At 73.9% G+C, this 3,589-nt stretch carries 5 protein-coding genes; 4 read left to right on the top strand and 1 reads right to left on the bottom strand.

What is annotated here, in order from left to right; translation table 11 throughout:
• Nucleotides 1–207 precede the first annotated feature (207 nt).
• Together AA75_RS38115 and AA75_RS38110 are read left to right on the top strand one after the other, a co-directional pair.
• On the top strand, nt 208–744 hold the full coding sequence (locus AA75_RS38115; protein ID WP_051814129.1) for a sigma-70 family RNA polymerase sigma factor: 537 nt from the start codon (nt 208–210) through the stop codon (nt 742–744).
• A complete protein-coding gene (locus AA75_RS38110) occupies nt 741–1,415 on the top strand; it encodes a zf-HC2 domain-containing protein (protein WP_033825021.1) in 675 nt (224 codons plus the stop codon). Before AA75_RS38115 ends, AA75_RS38110 begins: the two co-directional genes overlap by 4 nt.
• 72 nt (nt 1,416–1,487) lie before the next feature.
• On the opposite strand, the gene AA75_RS38105 is transcribed toward AA75_RS38110, so the two are convergent.
• Complete coding sequence (locus AA75_RS38105) at nt 1,488–1,982, bottom strand: hypothetical protein (RefSeq protein WP_033825020.1); 495 nt, start codon at nt 1,980–1,982, stop codon at nt 1,488–1,490.
• Nucleotides 1,983–2,187: 205 nt separating this feature from the next.
• On the opposite strand from AA75_RS38105, the gene AA75_RS38100 reads away from it, so the two are divergent.
• Nucleotides 2,188–3,111 carry a S1 family peptidase gene (locus AA75_RS38100; protein ID WP_051814127.1) on the top strand — a complete coding sequence of 308 codons (924 nt, stop codon included), beginning with the start codon at nt 2,188–2,190 and terminating at the stop codon, nt 3,109–3,111.
• A 141-nt stretch (nt 3,112–3,252) separates the two neighbouring features.
• A complete protein-coding gene (locus AA75_RS38095; protein WP_033825031.1) occupies nt 3,253–3,522 on the top strand; it encodes a DUF1876 domain-containing protein in 270 nt (89 codons plus the stop codon).
• Nucleotides 3,523–3,589: the final 67 nt, after the last annotated feature.

The following is a 3,589-nucleotide window of genomic DNA, read 5'->3' as shown; positions in this document are numbered from 1 at the left end:
CGGCTACGGCTACTGACCGGGGGCGGGTGCGGCGCGGGCGCCCGCGCCGCACCCACTCCTGGTATCGACAGGAACGGCCCGTGACTTGAGGCCGTGGCCCGCATCGACCGACGGGAAAAAGCCGATAAAGGCCGACCCGTCTCGACCTGGAGGCAACGGGTGCGCAAGGATGGCACCGTGACCGACCTTCCCCGCGCCGCCGGACCCCTGTCCGGCGGCGGACCGCCGACTGGCCCGGGGCCGGACGAGGAGCTGATGCGGACGCTCTACCGCGACCACGCCGGCCCGCTGTTCGGCTTCGTGCTGCGGCTGGTCGCGGGCGATCGGCAGCGGGCGGAGGACGTGGTGCAGGAGACCCTGGTCAGGGCCTGGCGCAACATCCACCGCCTGGACGTCGACCACGGCTCGGTGCGGCCCTGGCTGGTGACGGTGGCCCGCCGGATCGTGATCGACGGTCATCGCAGCAGTCTGGCCCGGCCGCGCGAGGTCGACCCGTCACCGCTCGAACTGCTGCCCGCCGAGGACGAACTCGAAAAGGCGCTGCGACTGATGACCATCTCCGACGCGCTCGACGACCTCAGCCACGCGCACCGCGAGGTCATCGTCGCCACCTATCTGAAGGGCTGTACGGTCAATGAGGCGGCCGCCGAACTCGGCATCCCGGCAGGCACAGTGCGGTCCCGGATCTTCTACGCCCTGCGTGCGCTGAAGATCGCGCTGGAGGAGCGAGGAGTGACACCGTGACGTCGCATCAGGATGAGCACCTCGACGTCGGCGCGTACGTCCTCGGCGTCCTCGACCCCGCCGACCGGCTGCGGTTCGAGGCGCACCTGGCCGGCTGCCCGCGCTGCGCGGCGGAGATCGACGAACTCGGCGGCCTGGAGCCGCTGCTGGCCGAGCTGGTGGACGCCGGCCCGGTCCTGGAAGGCCCGGGCGACCAACTGCTCGGCCGGCTGGTGGACGAGGTCTCGGCGGCCCGGCGGCGCAGCCGTACCCGGCGCCTGGTCCTGGTCGCCGCGGCGGCCGTGCTGGTGGTCGGCGGCCCGGCCGTGACCTTCGCGGTGACCCAGCAGGACAAGCTTGCGGCCGTCGCGGTCCAGCAGTTCAGCGCGACCGACCCCACCACGGGGGTGTCCGCCACGGTCGGCGTCAGCCAGAAGAAGTGGGGCAGCCAGGTCAGCCTCGCACTGTCCAACGTGCCCGGGCCCAAGCAGTGCGACCTGATCGCGGTCTCGCGCGGCGGCGAGCGGCAGACCGTCACCAGCTGGTCCGTCCCGCCGACCGGCTACGGCGCCGACAGTGCGCTGCAGACCTCGGGCGGCGCGGCGCTGCAGCCCTCCGAGATCGACCACTTCGAGGTGCGGACGCTGGACGGGCAGCAACTGCTGGTCTCGGTGCCGCTGCACCGGGCGTGACGCCGTGGACGGCGCGGCGCGCCGCGGCCGGGCACCCGTCGAGGTGCCCGGCCGCTGCGCGCCCCGCCCGGCTCAGTCGGCCGGCGGCAGCGCCAGCCACTCCTGCCAGGTCAGGTCGCGCCCGATCAGCCGCGGCCGGGTGAACGGCCAGTCCTCGGCGATCCAGCGCGGCACCAGGGCGTCCAGGGCCGCCTCCAGCTCGCTGCCGACCCGGTCGTCCACCACCCACCAGGAGATCTCGGCGTCGGCGCCGGCCCGCTCCGGCGGGTCGATGTAGACGCAGCCCAGCAGCGCGGTGTTCGCGTCGTCGAACAGCGCGTAGTTGAAGGACTGGTGGGCCTCCATCTCGCGGGCGTGCCGCTCCAGGTCGGCCAGGTCCGCCTCGAAGGTGATGGTCGCCGCGGGCCAGCCCCAGGCCTCGCCGTAGATCGACCACAGCCGCTCGCGCGAACCCATCACGGCGGGGTGGTCGAGCTCCGTGTCGCTCCCCGCGATCGGCCGCAGGTGGAAGCCCCCGGGCACCGGTACCCGGAGGGGATGGACGAAGTCAGCAGGCAGCCAGGTCATGGCGGGGAGGCTAGCCGAGCCCCGGTCCGCCGCGCACCCGCTTATCGGACCGGGGCCCGGCCGGCGCACGGCCTGAGCCGAACAGGTGATCCACCGGCCGTTCGAACGGTTTCCTGACGCTCCGTCTCCTTACGGTGGCCGGGCAGAGCCGTCGGTCGCGCACGACTCCCCGTGCCGCGGGACGGCAGACGAAGGGGAGCCTTTGATGGCACGTAAGGTCCTGGGCGCGCTGCTGCCCGCGGTGGTGCTGGCGTTCGGTGCGGCGGCGGTGCCGGCGGTGGCCGCCGTCCCGGTGGAGGAGCCGCAGTGCGGCCCGGCCTCGCTCAGCCGGCTGGACGGCCTGATGGCCGAGCTGGACGCCAGGGCGGCCGCCGGGCAGGCCGGGCAGGCGCAGTACTGGTACGTCGACCCGCAGGCCTGCAGGCTCGGGGTGGCGGTGCTGCGCGGCGCGGACGACGAACGCACCGAGGGGTTCGTCGGCGCCGCGACCGCGGTCGCCGGCCAGAGCGCGCTGACCACGCTGACCGAACTGGACACCCCGGTGGTCCGCCGGATCGCCCTGGTGACCGCACCCGACGACTCCATCGCCCGGATGCCCGGCACCCTGCACGGCGGCAGCGTGATCTACAGCGGCACCTCCGGCACGGTCTACCAGTGCACCAACGGCTTCAACAACTACCGGGCCGGCACCACGACCACCGCCGGGCACTGCGCCGACGCGGCCAAGACCTGGTACGACGCCAAGGGCAACAAGATCGGTTCGGTGTCCGCCGGCAACTGGCGCTTCCCCGGCTCGGACTGGGCCGTGATCACCCCGGTCGCGGGCTGGACCCTGCCCAACGACGTGGTCGGCGACGAGGAGGAGATCACCGCCTTCGGCAAGGCCACCCTGGGCGAGCCGGTCTGCGGCCGGGGCTCCACCACCGGGACCCAGTGCGGCACCGTCACCGCCCTCAACGTCACCGTCAACTACCCGGACGGCCTGGTCAGGGGCCTGGTGCGGAGCAGCCAGAGCGGCGGCGAGGGCGACTCCGGCGGGCCCGTCTACCACGGCGGCACGGGCCTCGGCCTGATCAGCGGCGGCCCGGCCAACGGCTCGACCACGTTCTTCCAGCCGATGAACTTCTGACCACCGGGGCACGGTCCGCGCCGTCGCGCCCCGCGCGGCGCGGGCCACCCGGACGGGCGCACACTGAAGGGGAGGGCGACCGTGCGCGCCGGGCCGGCCCCAGGGCGGGCGCGCAGGTCCACGACCCAGGAGGTGGCCGACGTGAGAACCCTGGTCGGATGGCACATCGAGATGGAGTTCGAGGAGGACGGCGACCGGACCAAGGCCGCCGCGATGGTCCGGCTGGCGGACGGCACCGAGGTCCGCGCCCACGGCTACAGCACCCGCCACCGCTCGGACAGCCCGCAGCTGCGGGTCGGCGAGGAAGTGGCCGGCGCCAGGGCGCTCAACGACCTCGCCATGCAACTGCTGACCAAGGCCCACGACGAGATCAAGTCGACGGTGCGGGCCCCGGACTACCCGCTGATGTGACGCCCGCCGAGCCGCCCGCGGCCGCCGCGCCCGCGACGGGACGGCCGTGGGCCCGGGCACGCTCCGC

Source organism: Kitasatospora sp. MBT63 (assembly GCF_000710465.2).
Classification (GTDB): domain Bacteria; phylum Actinomycetota; class Actinomycetes; order Streptomycetales; family Streptomycetaceae; genus Kitasatospora.
The sequence above is the reverse complement of the archived record's forward strand: the minus strand, read 5'-3'. Positions and strand labels throughout refer to the sequence as shown.